This is a genomic window from Bradyrhizobium sp. (assembly GCF_030693485.1).
GTDB lineage: Bacteria > Pseudomonadota > Alphaproteobacteria > Rhizobiales > Xanthobacteraceae > Bradyrhizobium.
Map to the genome: position 1 here is coordinate 1 of NZ_JAUYAN010000286.1, position 5,412 is coordinate 5,412.

The 5,412-nt window shown below is 66.0% G+C and carries 4 protein-coding genes; all 4 read left to right on the top strand.

The window, feature by feature from the left end; translation table 11 throughout:
- The coding region (gene tilS / locus Q8N40_RS20825) for a tRNA lysidine(34) synthetase TilS (RefSeq protein WP_305713134.1) at window positions 1–952 on the top strand (952 nt) is incomplete at its 5' end.
- Between the two features lie 258 nt (window positions 953–1,210).
- On the top strand, window positions 1,211–3,133 hold the full coding sequence (ftsH, locus tag Q8N40_RS20830) for an ATP-dependent zinc metalloprotease FtsH (RefSeq protein WP_305322238.1): 1,923 nt from the start codon (window positions 1,211–1,213) through the stop codon (window positions 3,131–3,133).
- Between the two features lie 158 nt (window positions 3,134–3,291).
- On the top strand, window positions 3,292–4,518 hold the full coding sequence (locus Q8N40_RS20835; RefSeq protein ID WP_305713135.1) for a glycosyltransferase family 87 protein: 1,227 nt from the start codon (window positions 3,292–3,294) through the stop codon (window positions 4,516–4,518).
- Between the two features lie 163 nt (window positions 4,519–4,681).
- The gene (locus Q8N40_RS20840; protein ID WP_305713136.1) at window positions 4,682–5,356 is read left to right on the top strand and encodes a TetR/AcrR family transcriptional regulator; all 675 of its coding nucleotides are present in this window, start codon (window positions 4,682–4,684) and stop codon (window positions 5,354–5,356) included.
- The last annotated feature ends 56 nt before the right edge of the window (window positions 5,357–5,412 follow it).

Genomic DNA, 5,412 nt, shown 5'->3' on the forward strand with positions numbered 1-5,412 from the left:
GATTCGTGGTCCGCGTCTGCTGGCGGTCACGGTCGATCACGGCTTGCGCGCCGCGGCCGCCGCCGAGGCGCGTGAGGTGAAGTGGCTGTCGCGCACGCTCGAAATGGAGCATCGCACGCTGCGCTGGACCGGTCCGAAGCCGGTGGCTGGATTGCCTGCCGCGGCGCGATCGGCGCGCTACCGCCTGCTGGTAAAGGCGGCGCGGCGGAGCGGCGCCACCCACATCCTCACCGCGCATACCCGTGACGATCAGGCCGAAACGCTGCTGATGCGCCTGCTGCGCGGCAGCGGCATTGCCGGCCTCGGGGCCATGGCGCGGCAATCCGAGCGCGACGGCGTGTGGCTGGCGCGCCCCTTTCTGAACGTTTCGAAATCGCAGCTGATCGCGACGCTCGAGAAGGCGAAGATCGGCTTTGCCGACGATCCGACCAACCGCGATCCCCATTTTACCCGCCCGCGGCTGCGCGCCCTGATGCCCGCGCTTGCCGCCGAGGGCGGCGATCCGCGCAATCGGGCCCGGCGGGCCGCGCGGCTGGCCCGGGCCAACGCCGCGCTGGAGGTGCTGACCGATGGCGCCGAGCGCTACCTCGCGCTGAAGGATCGCGGCGCCCCGCGTTTCCCGTTCGATGGCGAGGCCGGATCGTTCGGCGTCCATTCCTTTGATGCCCAAGTCTTTGCCACCTTGCCTGAAGAAATCCGGGTTCGGCTGCTGAAGCGTGCGATCGACCGGTTCGGTCATGAGGGACCGGCGGAACTCGGCAAGGTCGAAGCCCTGCTGGCGGCATTGGACCGGGCGGCCGCTGAAATGGCCGGAAGACGCCGGCCAGGGCTCGATCAGCCGGGACTGAAGCAAACAAGGCTGAAACAGACCCTCGCCGGTGCGCTGGTCAGCCTGATCGGCGGCCGGATTCGCGTCGAACCGGCGCCGCCGCGTCGTCGCCGGACGGAATGACGTCCGGGCCGAACACATGCCGGTGGTCCCAAGGTTCCGATCGAGTCTTAACCACCTCGGAAAACACCGGTTTCACCGCCATTATTTCAGCGGGAATCCGGCTAACATGCGTTAAATAGTCCTGTCTGGTTCCCTTGGCATCGACCGGGGCGACACCTAGATTGGTATGCAGCGGACCGGGGGATTCCCGGGTGCCGGCCTCAAGAACACTACCCAAGGACATAAGGCCGCGATCCGCGCGACCACGAAGGAAGATCGATGAACGCCAATCTGCGCAATTTCGCCCTCTGGGTAATTATTGTTTTGCTATTGTTGGCGCTGTTTACGCTCTTCCAGAACCCTGGCCAGCGGACGGCCTCGCAGGACATCTCGTTCTCGCAGCTGTTGGCCGAAGTCGATCAGAACAAGGTTCGCGACGTCGTCATCCAGGGGCCGGAAATCCACGGCACCTTCACCAACGGCTCGAGTTTCCAGACCTACGCGCCGAACGACCCGACGCTGGTCAAGCGACTCTATGAAGGCAAGGTCGCGATCACCGCGAAGCCGCCGGGCGACAACGTGCCGTGGTTCGTGTCGCTGCTGGTCTCCTGGCTGCCGTTCATCGCGCTGATCGGCGTGTGGGTCTTCCTGTCGCGGCAGATGCAGGGCGGCGCCGGCAAGGCGATGGGCTTCGGCAAGTCGCGCGCCAAGATGCTGACCGAGGCGCATGGCCGCGTCACCTTCGAGGACGTCGCCGGCGTCGACGAGGCCAAGCAGGACCTGCAGGAGATCGTCGAATTCCTGCGCGATCCCGGAAAATATCAACGGCTGGGTGGACGAATTCCGCGCGGCGTGCTGTTGGTCGGCCCTCCCGGCACCGGCAAGACGCTGATCGCGCGCGCGGTGGCGGGCGAAGCCAACGTGCCGTTCTTCACGATCTCGGGCTCGGACTTCGTCGAAATGTTCGTCGGCGTCGGCGCCTCTCGCGTCCGTGACATGTTCGAACAAGCCAAGAAGAACGCGCCCTGCATCATCTTCATCGACGAAATCGACGCGGTCGGTCGCCATCGCGGCGCCGGTCTCGGCGGCGGCAATGACGAGCGCGAGCAGACCCTGAACCAGTTGCTGGTCGAGATGGACGGCTTCGAAGCCAATGAGGGCGTGATCCTGATTGCCGCGACCAACCGCCCTGACGTGCTCGATCCCGCGCTGCTGCGCCCGGGCCGCTTCGACCGCCAGGTGGTGGTGCCGAATCCGGATGTCGTCGGCCGCGAACAGATCCTCAAGGTTCACGTCCGCAAGGTGCCGCTGGCGCCGGATATCAACCTGAAGACCATCGCCCGCGGCACGCCCGGCTTCTCCGGCGCCGACCTGATGAACCTGGTTAACGAAGCCGCCCTGACCGCCGCGCGCCGCAACAAGCGCATGGTGACCCAGGCCGAGTTCGAAGAGGCCAAGGACAAGGTCATGATGGGCGCCGAGCGCAAGTCGCTGGTGATGACCGAAGAAGAGAAGATGCTGACTGCCTATCACGAGGGCGGTCACGCCATCGTCGGCCTCAACGTGATTGCGACCGATCCGATCCACAAGGCCACGATCATTCCGCGCGGCCGTGCGCTCGGCATGGTGATGCAGCTGCCCGAGCGCGACAAGCTGTCGATGTCGCTCGAGCAGATGACCTCGCGGCTGGCCATCATGATGGGCGGACGCGTGGCGGAAGAACTGATCTTCGGCCGCGAGAAGGTCACGTCAGGCGCTTCGTCCGACATCGAGCAGGCCACAAGGCTGGCACGGATGATGGTGACGCGCTGGGGGCTTTCGGAAGAACTCGGCACCGTGTCCTATGGCGAAAACCAGGACGAGGTGTTCCTGGGCATGTCGGTGTCGCGGACCCAGAACGCTTCGGAAGCCACGGTTCAGAAGATCGACACCGAGATCCGGCGCTTTGTCGAAGAGGGCTACAAGGAAGCGACCCGCATTCTCACCGAGAAGCGCGCCGACCTCGAAACCCTGGCCAAGGGCCTGCTCGAATTCGAAACCCTGAGCGGTGACGAGATTCAGGACCTGCTCCAGGGCAAGAAGCCGAACCGCGAGTCGGTGCTGGAGCCGACCACGCCCCGCACCTCGGCGGTGCCGCCGGCCGGCAAACCGCGCCCGCGTCCCGATCCGGATGCCGGTCTGGAGCCGCAGCCGCAGGCGTAAAGCGACATACCATTGCTTCAGAAAACGCGGCGGCGACGCCGCGTTTTTTGTTGGTGTGCCGCCGCCAGCCAAAGCCTTAAGATTTCTTAAGGGCTGCCAGCCTATGGTTCAGGGGCGCGCGTTTCCCGCGAGGCTGCGGCGTGCGCCAGGGATTTCGCATGGCCACGTCCGCATCCGCCCCGACCATATCAGGCGCGCCGAGCGCAATTCCCCCGGCGCTGCTGAACGTCTGCTTCGTGCTGTGCTGCATCAACATCTCGTATTTCCCGGCGGCGTATTTCTCGCAATGGTGGATCTACGATCCGACCGGGCTGGGGATCCCGACTGATTTCGTCAATGTCTGGGCCGCGGGCCGGCTGGTGCTCGATGGCGTTCCGGCGCAGGCCTACGACTGGGATATCCAGAAGCAGGTCGAGGTCGCGCTGCTCGGTCAGGATTTTATCGGCTATTTCGCCTGGCACTACCCGCCGCCGTTCCTGTTTGTGGCGTCGCTGCTGGCGCAGTTCCCTTATACGGTGGCGTTCATCGGCTGGGTCTCGGTCAGTTTCCTGCCCTATCTCGCGGTGATGCGCGCGATCGTCGGGCGCAGTTTTGGCCTGATGCTGGCGATCGGCTTTCCGATGGTGTTCAACAATACGCTGGTCGGGCAGAACGGTTTTCTGACCGCGGCCCTGATCGGCGGCACGCTGTATCTGATGCCGGTTCGGCCGGTGCTCGCCGGAATCTGCCTGGGGCTGTTGAGCTACAAGCCGCAATACGGCCTGTTGTTTCCGCTGGTGCTGATCGCGGCCTCGCAGTGGACGGTGTTCTTCAGCGCGGGCGCAACGGCGGCGGCGATCGCTTTCGCGTCCTGGCTCGCCTTCGGTACCGAGAGCTGGCAGGCTTTCTTCCACTGGATGCCGACCTTCTCGCAGGCCTTCCTGACCGAGGGCAAGGCGACGTGGTGGAAGCTGCAGAGCCTGTTCTCGCTGGTCCGCTATTTCGGCGGCAGCGAATCGATGGCCTGGGGTTTCCATTGGGTATTGACCGCCTCGGTCGCGACCGGACTCGTGGTGATGTGGCGCAGCCGCGTCAGCTATTCGGTGAAGGCCGCGGCGCTCGCGGCCGGCACGCTGCTGACCACGCCCTATCTGTTCATGTACGACATGATGGTGCTGGCGATCCCGGTCGCCTTCCTGGTCCGCATCGGGCTCGCCAGCGGTTTCCGGCCTTACGAGCTGCCGGCGCTGGGATGCGCGCTGGCGTTGATCGTGAGCTTCGTCTTCACCGGAATTCCGGTCGGGCTCGGCGCTACCCTGATCGTCGCAGGCCTCGTCCTGCGCCGCGCCGGCCCTTGGTGGCGGCGCGAACCGGCGCCGTCGATGATGGCCGCCGCCGGAGCCTGACGCGCCGCTTCTGAATCGCGATATTGCGTCTTGTCATCAGGCCTGAATAAGTGTTCAGTTCTTGAGAGCGATCTGGATCAGTTCGCTCAAAACAACTGAGGGCGCACGCATTCTGGACCGGGCCCGGTTCAGCCGGAATGGCGTGCCGGGACGGGAGGGCGCCATGGTCTATCGGCGAACCCATCAGGTGGTGAAGCGGCTGGCGGCGCGGCGCAGCGCCATTCTGGCGGCGGCCCGGGATGCCGCCGCCGAGGGCGGCATGGTCGCGGTGCAGATCGCACCCGTGGCGATCCGTGCCAATGTCGCCGCCGGCACCGTCTATCGCTATTTTCCCTCCAAGGCCGATCTGATTTCCGAACTGATCGCCGACGTCTCGCGCGACGAACTGGCGGCAATCCGCCGCGCCGCGGATGCCGCACCCGGGCCATCCTCGGCACTGGCGGCCGCCGTCACCACGGTGGCGGTGCATGTGCTGTCGCAGCGCAAGCTCGCCTGGGGCATCCTGGCCGAGCCGGTCGATGTCGACGTCACCGCCTCCCGGCTGGCCAGCCGGCGCGAGATCGCCGGCGAGATCGCAGGGCGGATCGACGCCGCGGTTCGCGCCGGGCATCTGCCGGCGCAAGACACGGCATTGGCCGCCTCGGCGCTGCTTGGCGCCCTGCATGAATCGCTGGTCGGGCCGCTGGCGCCCGACAACACGGAGGATTCCGGGAAACTGCGTGACGCCGTTCAAACCGTGACGCTGCTCGCGCTGCGCGCCGTCGGCGTGATGGATGCCCGCGCCCGCGGCCTCGTGGTGCAGGCGGTGCTGCCGGGCAAGACGCTGGTCGGCGCGTAGAGCTTCCGCCACGCGGCGATAGGTCCCGCGGACCCAGCGACGACTCTGCCGTGCTC